General features: G+C 61.0%; 14 protein-coding genes. 7 read left to right on the top strand and 7 right to left on the bottom strand.

Annotated features, from left to right (window positions below):
* The first annotated feature begins 52 nt into the window (after window positions 1-52).
* Together NWV16_RS01250 and NWV16_RS01245 are read left to right on the top strand one after the other, a co-directional pair.
* On the top strand, window positions 53-832 hold the full coding sequence (locus NWV16_RS01250; RefSeq protein WP_260521670.1) for an N-acetylmuramoyl-L-alanine amidase: 780 nt from the start codon (window positions 53-55) through the stop codon (window positions 830-832).
* Window positions 833-906: 74 nt separating this feature from the next.
* The gene (locus NWV16_RS01245; protein ID WP_260521669.1) at window positions 907-2520 is read left to right on the top strand and encodes an EAL domain-containing protein; all 1614 of its coding nucleotides are present in this window, start codon (window positions 907-909) and stop codon (window positions 2518-2520) included.
* Here the strand turns inward: NWV16_RS01245 and NWV16_RS01240 are convergent.
* Window positions 2517-4307, bottom strand: coding sequence for a KinB sensor domain-containing domain (locus NWV16_RS01240; RefSeq protein ID WP_260521668.1), 1791 nt, complete (start codon window positions 4305-4307; stop codon window positions 2517-2519). The two genes, NWV16_RS01245 and NWV16_RS01240, sit on opposite strands and share 4 nt — an antisense overlap.
* 10 nt (window positions 4308-4317) lie before the next feature.
* Complete coding sequence (gene algB, locus NWV16_RS01235) at window positions 4318-5664, bottom strand: sigma-54-dependent response regulator transcription factor AlgB (protein WP_025112294.1); 1347 nt, start codon at window positions 5662-5664, stop codon at window positions 4318-4320.
* 427 nt (window positions 5665-6091) lie between these two features.
* Here algB and NWV16_RS01230 point away from each other — a divergent pair, with 427 nt between their 5' ends.
* The 5 genes from NWV16_RS01230 to NWV16_RS01210 all read left to right on the top strand — a co-directional run bounded on the left by NWV16_RS01230 (window position 6092) and on the right by NWV16_RS01210 (window position 10436).
* Complete coding sequence (locus NWV16_RS01230) at window positions 6092-6376, top strand: hypothetical protein (protein WP_260521667.1); 285 nt, start codon at window positions 6092-6094, stop codon at window positions 6374-6376.
* 67 nt (window positions 6377-6443) lie between these two features.
* Complete coding sequence (locus tag NWV16_RS01225; protein WP_003177151.1) at window positions 6444-6608, top strand: DUF1328 domain-containing protein; 165 nt, start codon at window positions 6444-6446, stop codon at window positions 6606-6608.
* 2 nt (window positions 6609-6610) lie between these two features.
* Window positions 6611-7075: an inhibitor of vertebrate lysozyme family protein gene (locus NWV16_RS01220; RefSeq protein ID WP_065260170.1), complete on the top strand. Its 465-nt coding sequence runs from the start codon at window positions 6611-6613 to the stop codon at window positions 7073-7075.
* A gap of 697 nt (window positions 7076-7772) precedes the next feature.
* Entirely contained in the window at window positions 7773-9104 is a 1332-nt protein-coding gene (gene gltP / locus NWV16_RS01215) for a glutamate/aspartate:proton symporter GltP (RefSeq protein WP_260521666.1), read from the top strand.
* A gap of 102 nt (window positions 9105-9206) precedes the next feature.
* Window positions 9207-10436, top strand: coding sequence for a nucleoside recognition domain-containing protein (locus tag NWV16_RS01210; RefSeq protein ID WP_260521665.1), 1230 nt, complete (start codon window positions 9207-9209; stop codon window positions 10434-10436).
* A gap of 114 nt (window positions 10437-10550) precedes the next feature.
* Here the strand turns inward: NWV16_RS01210 and NWV16_RS01205 are convergent, their stop codons facing one another.
* From NWV16_RS01205 to NWV16_RS01185, 5 genes are read right to left on the bottom strand one after another with little or no spacing between them, the layout of a single operon-like run.
* Window positions 10551-11171 carry an ABC-type transport auxiliary lipoprotein family protein gene (locus tag NWV16_RS01205; RefSeq protein WP_260521664.1) on the bottom strand — a complete coding sequence of 207 codons (621 nt, stop codon included), beginning with the start codon at window positions 11169-11171 and terminating at the stop codon, window positions 10551-10553.
* Window positions 11168-12106 carry an MlaD family protein gene (locus NWV16_RS01200; protein ID WP_065260166.1) on the bottom strand — a complete coding sequence of 313 codons (939 nt, stop codon included), beginning with the start codon at window positions 12104-12106 and terminating at the stop codon, window positions 11168-11170. The genes NWV16_RS01205 and NWV16_RS01200 overlap by 4 nt, the downstream gene beginning before the upstream one ends.
* Before the next feature lies 1 nt (window position 12107).
* Window positions 12108-12893, bottom strand: a complete 786-nt coding sequence (locus NWV16_RS01195) for an ABC transporter ATP-binding protein (protein ID WP_260523602.1) — start codon at window positions 12891-12893, stop codon at window positions 12108-12110.
* Window positions 12894-12907: 14 nt separating this feature from the next.
* Entirely contained in the window at window positions 12908-14056 is a 1149-nt protein-coding gene (locus tag NWV16_RS01190) for an ABC transporter permease (RefSeq protein ID WP_260521663.1), read from the bottom strand.
* Window positions 14057-14110: 54 nt separating this feature from the next.
* A complete protein-coding gene (locus NWV16_RS01185; RefSeq protein WP_260521662.1) occupies window positions 14111-15139 on the bottom strand; it encodes a DUF2914 domain-containing protein in 1029 nt (342 codons plus the stop codon).
* Window positions 15140-15200 lie beyond the last annotated feature (61 nt).

The following is a 15200-nucleotide window of genomic DNA, read 5'->3' as shown; positions in this document are numbered from 1 at the left end:
GGTCAGTACGTTACACTGTTGCATTATTGTCTTGTGTGTACTGCTCTCTGCCATGAAACTCCTTGCTCTCATTGCGTCGCTGCTCATCCTGGCCGGTTGTGCCAGCGGTCCGCGCTACGACACCAGCCATCCTTCCGCAAACCACGACAGCCGAGCGCAGTTCGTGATCGTGCATTACACCTCTGCTTCCCTGCAGCGCTCGCTGCAACTGCTGACCCACGGTGAAGTCAGCAGCCACTATCTGATCGGCGACGACAAAAACGGCACAATCTACAAGCTGATGGACGAAAACCTGCGTGCCTGGCATGCGGGCGAAAGCGAATGGCAGGGGCGCACCTGGCTCAACTCCAGCTCGATCGGGATTGAAATCGTCAATCCCGGCTTCAAGGACACGCCGACCGGCCGCGTGTGGTATCCGTACAGCGAAGCCCAGGTGCAGTCGCTGATCGTGTTGCTCAGGGACATCAGCAAACGCCACGGCATCAGCCCGGACCACATCATCGGACACAGCGATATTGCACCGCTGCGCAAGCTGGATCCTGGCCCGCTGTTCCCGTGGAAACGCCTGGCTGCCGAGGGGCTGGGGCTGTGGCCCGACGAGCAGGCGGTCGCTCGCCAGCAGGTCAGATTCGACGTCGAGTTACCGAGCATCAGCTGGTTCCAGACGCAACTGGCACGCCTGGGTTATGCAACCCCGCAAAACGGTGAACTGGACGTGGCCACCCGCCATGTACTCGCCGCCTTCCAGATGCATTTCCGCCCTTCCCGCTTCGACGGCACGCCGGATGCGCAAACGGCAGCGTTGCTGCTGGTGTTGAATCAGACAAAATAATGACGCCCGCCCGACGGTCGAGGCGAAAACGCAATCAGCAGCTATAACTCATTGGTAATTCTTCGGATATCCATATGGTTGCTACCCGAGAGGCGCTGCGCAGCTGGTTTTATCGTCCGTGGTTTCTGGCGATGCTGGCGGCTGTCCTCAGCGCCAGCCTGCTGATCACCGGCGGACTGTTCGTGGCCATGCATCAGGTCGAACAGAGCGAAAGTCAGGAAATGAACGCCCAGGGCGAGCGCTTTCTGGCTCGCCTGGAACAGTTGTTCGGCCAGTTGCGCGAAAGTCTCGACGACCTCGAAGCCCAACCGTTGCGCAGTTGCGACGACGAGATGATCGCCACGCTGCAGCAAGTGACCTTCAACTATCGCTTCGTCTATGAAGCGGCCTACATGGATGCCTCCCGCCTCTGCTCCAATCGTCCGCGCCAGGAAGGTCTGTCGGTCGTCCGTCCACCGGATATCAAGGGCCCGACCTACAGCTACTGGCTGAACACCACCACCGAACCCGATGAAAACCGTGCGGCACTGATGCTCGGACGGGGCAACTTTCGTGTGGCCACCTCGCGTGGACACTTGACCGACATGGTCGACCTGCCTCCGGAAAGCAGCCTGCTGGTGGTGCTGGATCACGGAACCCGAGCCATTCCGGTGCTCGGCGTTCCACAGGCCTGGCCACCTGCCGAGCCGTGGCCACCGAAGTCCACCGACGCGCTGCAGATAACCCAGACACAGCTCATCTACCGCATGCCGACCGATAATCCGGAGTATCAATTAGTGTTGATCACACCGCGCACCGGCATGCACGTTCCGGAGCTCTGGTGGTGGATGGTGCCGTTCTGTCTGTTGCTGGGGGCATTTGTCGGGGTCCTGGTGTTCTGGCTGGTCCGCCAGCGTCAGTCGCTGGATGCCGAACTGCACGGGGCGATCCGCCGCGGTGAGCTTCAAGTGCTGTATCAACCGATCTTCGATCTCGACAGCCGCAATTGCGTCGGCGCCGAAGCGTTGCTGCGCTGGCGGCGACCGGACGGTACGCTGACCAGTCCCGACCTGTTCATCCCGATGGCGGAAAACACCGGGCAGATTCGCCAGATGACCGATTTCGTCCTGCAGCGCCTGCTGGAACAGCTGGGTCAACTGCTTCGGGCCAATCCACAGCTCTACATTTCGGTGAATCTGGCAGCCTGTGATGTGATGGTGCCGCGCATCGGCCAGGTCATGGCGCGGTTACTGAGTCTGCACCGGGTAGCGGCACGGCAGATTGCATTTGAAGTGACCGAACGCGGGCTGATCGATGTCGTGGTGGCCCGGGAAAACCTGCAAGCGTTACGCGATGTCGGTCACCAGGTGTTGATCGACGATTTCGGCACCGGCTATTGCAGCCTCTCCTACTTGCAGACCCTCCCAGTGGACTGCTTGAAAATCGACAAGGCATTCATTGATGCGCTCGGCCATGACGCGGCCAGCAGCGGCGTCGCCCCGCACATCATTCACATGGCCCAGGCCCTGGACCTGAAGGTCATCGCCGAGGGTATCGAACATGAATCCCAGGCCGCACTGCTGAGCAGCGAAGGTGTGAAGTTCGGTCAGGGCTGGCTGTTCGCCCAGGCCTTGAGCGCCGTGCAATTCATCGAGCTCATCACACGAGGCCGACGACTCGCCGGCCGCCGCATGGACGACGAGGCCTAGACCGCCAGCGCCATGTAGAACTGCGTGCCCTGCCCCGGTCGCGAGTAGACGCCCATCCGCCCGCCATGCAGCTGAACGATTTCCTTGCACAGTGCCAGTCCGAGACCCGCGCCACCCTTTTTGCGCCCGACCTGCACGAAGGGCTCGAAGATCCGTCCCTGCTGGCCGTAGGCAATGCCTTCACCGTTGTCTTCAACGCTGATGATGACCCGCTCGCCATGGCGCCGCGCCTGCAGACGGATCAGCCCGTCGCGAGCAGTGTGGCGCAAGGCGTTGTCGATGAGATTGTCGAGCACCCGATCCAGTTGCGCCTGATCGGCCTGCAAGCGCGGCAAGGGATTCTGCACCTCGACACTCAACGCCACCCCCTTCTGCGCGGCAGCATCGGTGAACCGTGATTGCGCCTGCGTCAGCAAATCTTCGATGGAACACGGTGCCAGCGTGAGTTTCTGCAAACCGCTCTGATAGCGTGAGAAATTCAGCAGGTCGTTGATCAACTGCATCAGGCGCTGCATTTCTTCGTTGACCGTATCGAGCAGATCCGACTCGCGGGAGTCCGCCGGGAACTTCGCCCGTTCGCGAAACAGCCCGAAGGCCATGTGCATGCCAGTCACCGGCGTACGCAGTTCGTGGGAGGCGCGCAGTACGAACTCGCTGCGCACCCGCTCGAACGCACGTTGTTCGGTGACGTCGTGCAACACCATCACTGCGCCGAGGATATGCCCTTGGGTGTGGCTGACCGGAGTCAGGCTGTAGGTCAGCAGCCGCGATTCGCCGTCGACCTCGATGCTCAGGTCTTCCGGCGCGCGCTCAAGGGTGCCGCCGCGCAATACCAGTTGCAGTTGCGCATCCAGTTCCGGACGTTGCAAGGCGCTGCCCAGTCCCTCGCCGAAACGGTCGCTGTCCCAGCCCAGCTGTCGCTGTGCCACCGGGTTCAGGTGTTCCAGATGACCCTGGCGGTCAATCATCAGCAAGCCGTCATCGATACTGTCGAGCACCGCCTGCAAGCGCTGCTGACCGGCCAGCAATTCGTCGACATTGGTCGCCTGATGCTCGCGAAGGGCTTCGGCCATCAGCCCGAAACGGCGGGTCAGCAGATTGATTTCCATGGCCGAGGACACTGGCAGGGTCACTTCGAAATTGCCCTGGCCGATGCTGTCCGCCGCTTTCGCCAGCGCCTCGATCGGTGCACCGAACCGGCGGGCGATCCCCTGGGCGGTGATGAAACCGATGATCAGCACCGCCAGCCCCACCAGCCCGAGCAGACCGGCCACCAACAGCGCCCGGTCCCGGGCGTCATGCTGTACCGCGTTGATATTGTCCAGTGCGTGCTTGTGTTCGGAAATCAGACCGTTGCGCAAGACATTGAAGCGTTCGCGCAAGTCCCCCCCACCACTCAGGGCCGCGCCCGGATCGCGGGACAGGTCGAACGCCTGCAGAAAATTCAGGTAATCGGCCTTGGCCTGACGGAACCCGTACTGGCGGTCATCGTCTTTCTGCTCCTGAGCGATGCCCTCGTCGAGCAGCTCGAAGTAATGCTGCTTCGATGCCTCGAACGCCACCGGATCAGGCTTCTCGGCGAGCATCATGATCAGCTGATCGCCCAGGGTCTGGCGCAGCTTGAGGCCCAGATCGAGGGTGACGAAGTTGTTGCGGATCAGCGCTTCCTGAGTCCCGGCCATTTGCATCACGCTGACCAGCCCGAGCAGCAGCCCGAGCAAGGCCACGGTGATCAGTGCGGAAATACTCAGAAACAAGCGGGTCCGCAACTTCATCGCCAGTTTCATCGGCGGGTGCTCACAGGTTGTACTGCTTGCGCTTGCGATACAGGGTCGAGGCATCGATCCCGAGGGTCTTGGCAGCCTGGTCGAGGGTGCCGGCGGTCGCCAGCACCGCACCGATATGAGCCTTTTCCAGTTCGTCGAGGCTGAGGGCCGCGCCGACTCGCGGGGCATTGTTGGCCGGTTGTTCGGCCATGCCGAGGTGGCTGATTTCCACCCGTTCCTGCGGGCAAATGATGCTCGCCCGCTCGACCACGTTGCGCAGTTCGCGAATGTTGCCTGGCCAGCGGTAACCCAACAGGGCTTCCCGGGCCTCGTCACTGAAGCCCCGGGCCGGGCGAGCGTATTCCTTCACAAAGCGCGCGAGGAAACGGTCGGCCAGGGTCAGGATATCCTCGGCCCGTTCGCGCAAGGGCGGCAGATGCAGCGTGATGACGTTCAGGCGATACAACAGGTCTTCACGGAAACGACCGTCGCGCACCATGTCCTCAAGATTGAGGTTGGTGGCCGCGAGGATGCGCACGTCGGCGCGGCGGGTGACCGGATCGCCTACCCGCTCGTATTCCTTGTCCTGAATAAATCGCAGCAACTTTGGCTGCAACGTCAGCGGAAAATCGCCGATCTCGTCAAGAAACAGCGTTCCACCATCGGCCTGATTGACCCGGCCCAAGGTGCTTTCGCTGGCGCCGGTGAACGCGCCGCGACTGTGACCGAACAGCTCGCTTTCCATCAGTTCCGCAGTCAGGGACGGGCAATTGATGGTGACGCAGGATTTCTTCTCGCGCTTGCTCCAACCGTGAATGGCCCGGGCCAGTTCACCTTTACCGGTACCGGACTCGCCGAGGATCAGGATATTGGCATCGGTACTCGCCACTTGCCGTGCCGTTTCCAGTACGACTTTCATCGCCGGGCTGTGGGAATCCAGGCCGTCCTTTGGCTTGCGGATCTCGCCTTCAAGGGCTTCCAGACGCGCCGAAAGCTGGCGCACTTCGAGCTGCTTGGCGGTGGCCAGACGCAACTGGTCCGGGCTGCACGGTTTGACCAGATAGTCGGCGGCGCCGGCCTGAATGGCATCAACCGCCGTATCGACGGCCGAATGGGCGGTGACGATCACCACCCGCATCCAGGGCGCCTGAATGCGCATCTGCGCCAGCACATCGAGACCGTTGTCTTCACCAAGACGCAGATCGAGGAAGCACAGATCGAATACCTGACGCTGCAACAACGCATCGGCCTGCGCAGCGCTGTTGGCGGTGGCGACGGTATAGCCTTCGTCTTCGAGGCAATAACGGAAAGTTCGCAGGATGGCGGATTCATCATCCACCAGCAGAATGCGGCCTTGATGCTCAGTGGCTGATTCCATGTTTCCTACGCTCCATAAATGAATGTATTGAATTAGTCCCGTAAAAATCGGGCAAGTTGCATGGTGGATTCTGATCCATTCCAGTCATGGCAGGGTAGCTCTCTCCTGCCCTTTCGGCTAATGCCCTGATTTTGTTGATGTTTTGAACAGTCGCCGATTTTCAGACGCTTGCCTGCTGCCTTTTCTGACATCCACACCCTGCTCTCAATTCAAAAAGAATGATTTCTCCTACGTCGCATTCGTGCATTTCGCACGACCGCGAAACGGCCATCGTGCAGGATGCGTCGTCAAAAAAATTCATCTCAAACATAACTAATTGATTTTATTAGTTTTTTTTAAACAAAAAAGCTGGCATGCCGACTGCAATACCTCTATCAGCCCGGGCAGACATGCACTGCCCCAACCCGACAAGAGTGAGGAAACCAGGATGACTCGCCAACGTGCCGCCCAAATGCGTATTTCGCCCCTGCATCTGCAGCAGGGCCTGTTTGGCGCACTGGCGCTGCTGATCACCCTGATCGCCTGCCAGCAATACCTGCTTTGGGAACAGAGTCAGCACCCCGAGCCTTTGATTTCAATGCAACACGCCACTCAGACACACTTTCGCGCCGTCACCAGCAGCCAGGTCGATAACGGCGCAATGCGCATGATGGATGTCGACCAGCCGCAACCGTTGGGCGACATGCCGCGCGAGGAACGCTGGGTTTTCTGATCCACGAATCTGGGCGCCGCAGCGCCGAGACCGGCAACATCCCTAAATAGAAACAAGGAGAATCACCATGTTGAGCTGGGCAATTACATTCCTGATCATTGCCATCATCGCTGCAGTCCTGGGCTTCGGTGGTATCGCGGGCACCGCCACGGGTATCGCCAAGATTCTCTTTGTCGTGTTCCTGGTGATGTTCATCGCGTCGTTCTTCTTTGGCCGTCGCGGCCGAGGTTGATCATGAGTGCTTTAAAGACACTGGCAGCCGCCCTGCTTCTGGGCGGTAGTGCCATGGCGATGGCGGCCAATGATGGCCAGACCCGGGTCAATGAACTCTTGAGTTCGGACCCGCAATACCGGGAAACCTGGGAAGGCGTGGTGAAAAAGGAAGAACGCCTGCCGGAATGGGTCATGAACCTCTCCGGCGCGCCGGACCAACAGATGAATGCCGTCACGGAAGACGGCGACAAGTACCTGGTGGGGCCGCTCTGCGAATCGCAGGACAAGTGCCTCAACCACCGCTTGATCGTCGCTTTCAGCTTCGACAAGAAACACGCCTACGCCATGCTGGTCGATGTGCCCGAAGGATTGCCGGCCGACAAGTCGCCAACGCGACACGCCACTTACCGCTTCCTCGGCAAACCCGACCAGGGCATGCAGGATCTGTTGATGGAAACGCTGAAGAAAGATCCGAACTGGTATTGAACATGAAGGCAGCCGACCGCTGCCTTCCATTGCGCCCGCCCGAGGAAGGCCGGTGCATGACCAGGGGGCCGGGACGTTCTGACTGTTTCAGGGTCGGAGTGACCTACGGGTACAGGGAGTGCCTGCGATGAGGGCCGGGTCAGGGTAAAAGCTGCAACGCAAGTTCGCCAACCCGCAGTGGTTCGACGGGCTTGCGCTGAGCTTTCAAAGTGACAAAACATTGATCCAGAGCGTTCCGCTCATCTTTTTGTCGTTCACACTGCGCGCGAAAAGCGTTTCGCGGTGTTTCCTCGCGACCGTATATCGAGAAAGAGTCGATAAAGCCTGTCAGGGTTTTGTATTCCAAACGTAGGCTTTTTCCGAAAATTTTCGTCGAAATCACTCGCTCAAAAAATAACCAATCTACGCTGTAATGGCCGGTTCACGGCACTTATGCCTGCCGAAATGTCGTATTCGAACCGGTTGGGACGCCAGTTTCACTAGAAAAAACTCATGCCGATTCTGCATAGGGTAGGCGTTTACGGCATTAGACGGCGCAACCCCGCATCGGAATAGTTGCGCCTTTTTTCGCCTGCCGGAGAGCCGTAATTACGCGCTTCGGGGCACCTTATACGGAGGCAGATGCACAGACTTTTCCGCCAAGAGCGTTCCAGTTCCTGCATGTGCCTTGAGTCAAACGCAAGTAAGGGTAAAGAATATGAAGAAGGCAAAGCTCAGCCTCGCCTGGCAGATCCTCATCGGTCTGGTATTGGGGATTGCAATCGGTGCGTTGCTCAACCATTTCAGTGCCGAAAAGGCCTGGTGGATCAGCAATGTCCTGCAACCGGCAGGCGATATCTTTATCCGTCTGATCAAGATGATCGTGATTCCGATCGTCATTTCTTCCCTTATCGTCGGCATCGCCGGCGTGGGCGACGCCAAGAAGCTCGGGCGTATCGGCCTGAAGACCATCATCTACTTCGAAATCGTCACCACCATCGCCATCGTCGTCGGCCTGCTGCTGGCCAACCTGTTCCATCCGGGTGCCGGCATCGACATGAGCACCCTGGGCACCGTGGACATCTCCAAGTACCAGGCGACCGCCGCCGAAGTACAGCATGAACACGCGTTCATCGAGACCATCCTCAACCTGATCCCGTCGAACATCTTCGCGGCCATGGCCCGCGGCGAAATGCTGCCGATCATCTTCTTCTCCGTGCTGTTCGGCCTCGGTCTGTCGAGCCTGCAGTCGGACCTGCGCGAGCCGCTGGTGAAGATGTTCCAGGGCGTCTCGGAAAGCATGTTCAAAGTCACCCACATGATCATGAACTACGCGCCAATCGGTGTGTTCGCGCTGATCGCGGTGACCGTGGCCAACTTCGGTTTCGCCTCGCTGCTGCCGCTGGCCAAGCTGGTGATTCTGGTTTACGTCGCCATCGCTTTCTTCGCCTTCGTGATCCTGGGCCTGATCGCCAAAATGTTCGGTTTCTCGGTGATCAAGCTGATGCGCATCTTCAAGGATGAGCTGGTTCTGGCTTACTCCACCGCGTCCTCCGAAACCGTGCTGCCGCGCGTGATCGAGAAGATGGAAGCCTACGGCGCACCGAAAGCGATCTGCAGCTTTGTGGTTCCGACCGGCTACTCGTTCAACCTGGACGGTTCGACCCTGTACCAGTCCATCGCAGCGATCTTCATCGCCCAGCTGTATGGCATCGACCTGTCGATCAGCCAGCAACTGCTGCTGGTCCTGACGTTGATGGTCACCTCCAAAGGCATCGCCGGTGTGCCGGGCGTGTCTTTCGTGGTCCTGCTGGCCACGCTGGGCAGCGTCGGCATTCCGCTGGAAGGCCTGGCGTTCATCGCCGGTGTCGACCGTGTGATGGACATGGCGCGTACCGCTCTGAACGTGATCGGCAACGCCCTCGCCGTGCTGGTCATCGCCCGTTGGGAAGGCATGTACGACGACGCCAAGGGCCAGCGCTACTGGAACTCGCTGCCGCACTGGCGCAGCAAGGAACAACTGCCGGCCGGTGACGTTTCGAAAAACTGATCCCCGCCCGCCAGGCTACCTGACAAACCCCGGAGAAATCCGGGGTTTGTCGTTTCTGGCGACCCCGCTATCATTCGCCGCATCTTCCGGGGGATTTGACTGATGCTTAATGGCCTGTGGCTTGGCTTCTTCATCGTGGCAGCCGTGTCGGCGCTGGGGCAGTGGCTGATCGGCGGCAACGCCGGGATCTTCGCGGCGATGGTGGAAAGCATTTTTGCCATGGCCAAGCTGTCGGTCGAAGTCATGGTGTTGCTGTTCGGCACACTCACCCTGTGGCTGGGCTTTCTGCGCATCGCCGAGAAGGCCGGGATCGTCGAATGGCTGGCCAAGGTGCTCGGGCCGCTGTTCCTGCGGTTGATGCCGGAAGTACCGGCCGGGCATCCGGCGCTGGGCCTGATCACCCTGAATTTCGCCGCCAACGGCCTGGGCCTGGACAACGCCGCCACGCCGATCGGCCTCAAGGCCATGAAGGCGCTGCAGGAACTCAACCCCAGCTCGACCGTCGCCAGCAACGCGCAGATCCTGTTCCTGGTGCTCAACGCTTCGTCCCTGACCCTGTTGCCGGTGACGATTTTCATGTACCGCGCCCAGCAAGGCGCGCCGGATCCGACGCTGGTGTTCCTGCCGATCCTTTTGGCCACCAGTTGCTCGACCATCGTCGGCTTCCTGTCGGTGGCGTTCATGCAACGCCTGCGGGTCTGGGACCCGGTGGTGCTGGCTTATCTGATTCCCGGTGCGCTGATCCTCGGCGGTTTCATGGCGCTGCTGGCCACGATGTCGGCCACCGCACTGGCGGGCCTGTCGTCGATTCTCGGCAACCTGACGCTGTTCGGTCTGATCATGCTGTTTCTGGTGATCGGCGCCTTGCGCAAGGTGAAGGTTTACGAAGCATTCGTCGAAGGTGCGAAGGAAGGTTTCGACGTCGCCAAAAACCTGCTGCCGTATCTGGTGGCGATGCTCTGTGCAATCGGCGTATTGCGAGCGTCCGGTGCGCTGGATTTCGGCCTCGACGGCCTTCGCCATCTGGTGCAGTGGGCAGGCTGGGACACGCGCTTCGTCGATGCGCTGCCGACCGCGATGGTCAAGCCGTTCTCCGGCAGCGCCGCCCGGGCGATGCTGATCGAAACCATGAAGACCTCAGGCGTCGACAGCTTCCCGGCGCTGGTGGCGGCGACCATCCAGGGCAGTACCGAGACCACGTTCTATGTGCTGGCGGTGTACTTCGGCGCGGTGGGCATCCAGCGGGCGCGACATGCGGTGGGATGCGCGCTGCTGGCGGAACTGGCCGGTGTGCTCGGCGCAATCGGCGTCTGCTACTGGTTCTTCGGCTGATAGAAAACCCTGTGGGAGCGGGCTTGCCCGCGAAGAGGGCCGCACATCCAGAATTTCTGGTGACTGACACACCGCCATCGCGGGCAAGCCCGCTCCCACAGGGGCTATGGTGAATCAGGGTTTTGCGGGGGCGAATTTCTGGCCTTGCTCCACCGCCCATGCAACAACTTTCGCGGTGAGGCGATCACTGGCCTGACCGAATCCGGCCACCACCGCCGGTACCTTCACATCATTGAGCGGCTGACGCTCTTCAAAGCGGCGGCTGGCGAGAATCTTCTGGTCATGGCCGCGCACCAGCAACGCATCGACCCGCACCACGACGCTGGCCTGATTACCCTGATATTCCGTCTGGAATGCCTGCAGGCTGCCGCCCAGTTCCAGATCTGCCTGGAAGTTGCTGTCGTCGGTACTCAACAGCGACACCCGGCCATCGCGCTGGAAGCCATCGAGCAGCCGGTTGCGCATCAGCACCGGCGCCGGGTCGCTCCAGCGCGAAGCCTTGTAAGTGCTGATGACGTCACCCTGGGGAATCACCGCGATGCCCGGACGGTTCAGCGCTTCGCTGGCCTGCAGTTTGTTCAGGCGCAGCGACCAATGCTGAGTCGCCGAAGCGGCCGAGGCGGGCGTCTGCGCAGAAGGCAGGCGGTAGACATCCAGCGGCTCGGACTTGGGCAGGATCGAGCAGGCGCCGATCAGCGTGAAGCCGGCGAGGAGGGCGAGGCGAGTCAGCTTCATGGCGTGAATTCCTTGTTCTTGTCACTGCCCAGCAGGTAACCGCTGGGGTTGGCCTCCAGACGTTGGGAAATGGCCCGCAGCGAGGTCAGGGTTTCACGCAGTTCGCGCACTGCCGGCGCGAGGCCGTTGAGGCCCTGCATGCCGCTGTCGAGGGAATTCTGATTCTTGCTCAGCAGGCCGTTGATGGTGGCGCTGCTCTGTTCCAGCGACTTCATCGCTTGCTCGGCACTGCCCAGCGCCTGTTTGCCCTGATCGTTGAGCAAACCGTTGGCATTACGCATCAGCGCTGATGTCTGCTCGAGCATGCTGCCGGCCTGTTTGCCGACGGTCGCCAGTTGCTGCATGGCCTGGCGCAGGTCGCCGCGTTGATCATTGATCGAACCGGTGGTCTGCTCCAGATGTTCGAGGGTTTTGCTCACGCGCTCGATGTTGTCGGCGGAGAACATCTGATTGGCGTTGCTCAGCAGCGTACTGACTCCGCTCATCAGGTCATTGCTGTCATTGAGCAGCCGCGAAATAGGCGAGGGCGAAGCGACGATGGTCGGCAGGTTGCCGTCATGGCCGCGCAGTTTCGGGCTCTCGGGCGTACCGCCGCTGAGCTGGATGATCGACGTGCCGGTGATCCCGGCCAGGGCCAGTTTGGCCAGGGTGTCTTCCTTGACCGGCGTGTCGCCGCCGAGGCGAATCCGCGCCAGCACCCGGCGCGGGTCCTGCGGGTCGAGGCGCAGGCTGACCACGTCGCCGACCTTGATCCCGCTGTACTGCACCGGGCTGCCCCGGGACAGACCGCTGACCGCCTCGTTGAAGACGATTTCGTAATCCTTGAACTCGGTGTCGACGCTGGACTTGGCCAGCCACAGACCGAAGAGCAGGGCGCCGGCCACCACAATCACCGTGAACAGGCCGATCAACACATGATGGGCTCGGGTTTCCATGTCAGACCTCGTTGAGCAGTTTGGCGGCGTCCAGCGCCGAGCGGCCGCGAGGGCCGTGGAAATATTCGTGAATCCACGCGTCGTCGGTTTCCGAGACCACGTCGATGGGCCCGGCCACCAGCACTTTCTTCTGCGCCAGCACCGCCACGCGGTCGGTGATGGTGTAGAGCGTGTCGAGGTCGTGAGTCACCAGAAACACACTCAGTCCCAGCGCATCGCGCAGGGTCAGGATCAACTGGTCGAACTGCGCTGCGCCAATCGGATCGAGGCCGGCGGTCGGTTCGTCAAGAAACAGGATGTCCGGGTCCAGCGCCAATGCCCGGGCCAGGGCTGCACGCTTGATCATGCCGCCGGACAACGAGGCGGGGTACTTTTCCGCCGCCGACAGCGGCAGCCCGGCCAGTGCCAGTTTCACCGCCGCCAGGTGCTCGGCGTCTTCACGGCTCAGGCCGGCGTGTTCAATCAGGGGCAGGGCGACGTTCTCGGTCACCGTCAGCGAAGAGAACAGCGCGCCTTTCTGGAACAGCACACCGAAACGTCGCTCGATCAACGAACGCTCGTGCTCCGGCAGGCTCGGCAGGTTCTGGCCGAACACCTTGACCATGCCTTCGCTGGGCCGGCGCAAACCGACGATGCTGCGCAGCAACACCGATTTGCCACTGCCGGAACCGCCAACCACCGCGAGGATCTCGCCCTTGTACAAGTCCAGGTCGAGGTTCTCGTGCACGCTCTGGCTGCCGAAGCGATTGCACAGGCCACGGACTTCGATCACCGCTTCGGACAGCATGCGGGGTAGACGACTCACCAGCCCATCTCCATGAAGAACAGCGCGGCAACCGCGTCGAGCACGATCACCACGAAGATCGATTGCACCACGCTCGAGGTGGTATGGGCGCCGACCGATTCGGCGCTGCCGCTGACCTTGAAGCCTTCCAGACAGCCGATGGCGGCAATCAGGAACGCGAAGACCGGGGCTTTGACCAGTCCCACCAGAAAATGTTGAATCCCTATGTCGCTTTGCAGCAGCGAGAGGAACATCGCCGGGGAAATATCCAGCGACACCGCACAGACCACGGCGCCACCGATGATCCCGCAGATCATCGCCAGAAAGGTCAGCATCGGCAGGGCTACCAGCAACGCCAGCACCCGCGGCACTACCAGCAATTCCATGGGGTCGAGGCCAAGCGTGCGGATCGCGTCGATTTCCTCGTTGGCCTTCATCGAACCGATCTGCGCGGTGAAGGCACTGGCGGTCCGGCCGGCCATCAGGATTGCCGTGAGCAACACGCCGAATTCCCTGAGAAAGGCGAAGCCCACCAAGTCCACGGTAAACACGCTGGCGCCGAAACTGGCCAGCACCGTCGCCCCGAGAAACGCCACCACCGCGCCGACGAGAAAGGTCAGCAGGGCGACGATCGGCGCGGCGTCGAGGCCGGTCTGTTCGATGTGCGCGATCATCGGCGTGATCCGCCAGCGCTTGGGCCGGAACAGGCTGCGAGCGATGGTTTCGAGAATCAGACCGACAAAACCGAGCAGTTGCAGGGTGTCCTGCCACACCGTATCGACGGCCCGGCCGATCCGGGTCAGCAACTGCACGCTGACGCTGATTTCCGGCTCCTTGACCGGTACACAGAAGTCGGTCAGCGAGCGATATACGGTTTGCAGCAAGGCGCGGTCGGCTGTGGAAATCGTGCAGTCGGGATGTTCGGCGGACTTGCCCAGTCGCTCGGAGCCAAGCAGCTCCACCAGCAGTGAAGCGCCGGCGGTGTCGAGCGCGCCGAGGCCGTTGAGATCGATGGTGGTGCTGGCGTCGTACTGACCGCGGAGCGTTTCGCTCAGGTGCTTGAGTTCGGCGTAATGGGCAAGCGTCCAGTCCCCGGTGACCCGCAGGCGGGCAGGGCTGATTGACGTGTCCAGTCGGGCATTACCGGTCATCGCGCTGCTGGTCATAGACTCCGTGCTTGTTCTGCGGCTGAGCGAATCTACGTAATAGCACGAACCGGATTACTTTTCTTTGATCGGTGTGCTGTCCGTCACTTCGAAGCGCAGTACGCCGATCACCTGATCGTCTTCGGTCAGCACCCGCACCTGCCAGTCACCGACCGGACTGCCGGGGAAGTTCTGCTTGTGGGTCCACGCCCGATAGCCTTCCTTGCGCCCGCCGTGGATGTCGAGGGCAATGCGGTCGACCTCTTTGCCGTTGAACTGCCACACATGGTAGATCCGCTCATCGAGCCCGCGCGGCGCGTTGATCGCGGTGTAGGCGTAGAGGCCGCCGCTGCGTATCTGATCGGCACTGACTTGCTCCAGGCTGGCGCCGGGAGTGCGGTCCTGCACCTGAGTGCTGATCGCCACGTCAGTCATCCACAACGTTGCCGGCGGCACCCACGAGCGCAGGACCCAGCCGACGCCACCGATACCGATGGTGATGCTGAGGATCGCCAGCGCATTGCGCACGGTACGGATCGGGAAGATCGATGCCAGGCTCGGGAACGACAGCACCACGGCAATGCCCAGCGCCCACTTGAAGCTCTGGGAGGTGGTCAGGTGCATGATCACCGGCAGGGCGGTGAGCAGGGCCGCGAACAGGGTCAGGGTGTGCAGCGCGAGAAACGCCCAACGCCGGGGCGCCAGCCATTTGTAGTAGAGCGGATCGACGATCGAGATCAGCGCCGCGATGCACAGCAGCCCGGTGAAGACCAGTTGGCCGCTGTTCCAGGTGGTGGTGATGAAGAAAAACGGCAGGACGAAAAACAGGCTTTCCTGATGGATCATCTGCGTCGCATAACGCAGCAGCGGCTGGGGAATTTCCCGTTTGAAGACCCGTGTGAACAGCTCGGTCAGGCTGTTTTCCAGCATCAGCCAGATCCAGCTCAGCAGCATGATCGTGGTGATCCAGCTCGCCAGTCCCTGTTGCCGGTCGACCAGGATGAAACTGCCGACACCGGAAATGAAACCGCCGAGTGCGATGACCCCGGGGTAGCGCTTCATCAGTTCGAGGATGCGCTGGATCAGGAGGTTCAATTTGGGCATGTGGGCGGTTCACGACAGTCGAGGAAAAAAACCTCGACAGAGTACCGCCCGCCGGGGCCTG

Origin of the sequence: Pseudomonas sp. BW7P1 (genome assembly GCF_024981055.1) — a bacterium.
Classification (GTDB): domain Bacteria; phylum Pseudomonadota; class Gammaproteobacteria; order Pseudomonadales; family Pseudomonadaceae; genus Aquipseudomonas; species Aquipseudomonas bananamidigenes.
Note: the sequence above shows the minus strand (reverse complement) of the source record. Positions and strands in the feature narration are given on the sequence as shown.